The organism is Stenotrophomonas sp. P5_B8, assembly GCF_054049855.1.
The window spans coordinates 1-720 of sequence record NZ_JBFULO010000823.1 but is presented as its reverse complement, the minus strand read 5'-3'; the positions used below and the strand labels follow the sequence as shown (position 1 = coordinate 720).

The window sequence follows — 720 nt, the reverse complement described above, 5'->3', positions numbered from 1 at the left end:
CTGCGGGCCCTGCCACTGTTCCAGCAAGGTCGATTCATCTTCGGCTGTCAGGATTGGAATATCCGTCAGCGGACGATCTGGATGGTTCCCAATGGCATCTATGATGCCGATGATTGCATTGCGAATCAGGGACAGCACCTGATCGGGGTCGATGCCTCTAGCCGCTTGGATCGAAAGCTTGAGCGCGGATTGATACTCGTCGATTGAAAGCGTGAGCGGGTAGTTGTTTCCCTCATGCTGTTCCACAAAGCTGATGCCGGCTTCCGGAACGACGGGTGCGTCCAGTAGCGGACGATCACGGGAGCTGCTATGGCGGTAGTTCACCACCGAGGTGAACAGTGGAACGCCGTTGGGCAGGTTGGCGGCCTTCTGGGTGACGGTGAGTGGGGCATGCTCATGATGCAGGAGCTCTGCCAGTAGAGTCTGCATGTGTCGCGCACATTCAATGACCGATTGCCCAACATGCACTATCACGGGTAGCGTATTGATGGAAACTCCGAGAATTCTCTCGTTGCTTCCGCCGGCCTTGAGTCGGCCGAACATGACTGTACCGAACACCGGTGCATCGGTGTTGCAGACTTTCGCCAGCACATGTCCCCATGCCACATGCATGAGGCTGGTCATGCTTAGGCCCTCGGAGCGGGCGAGCCTGGCCAGCCGTGCGACGATGTCCTCGCCGAGTACGATGCTGCGTTCGACGATTCCTGATCCATCCCGGTG

Annotated in this window: 1 protein-coding gene; it reads right to left on the bottom strand. The window is 57.9% G+C overall.

What is annotated here, in order from left to right:
- A partial coding sequence (locus ACXJKH_RS21660) for a condensation domain-containing protein (protein WP_457322471.1) occupies positions 1-720 on the bottom strand: 720 nt, incomplete at both ends.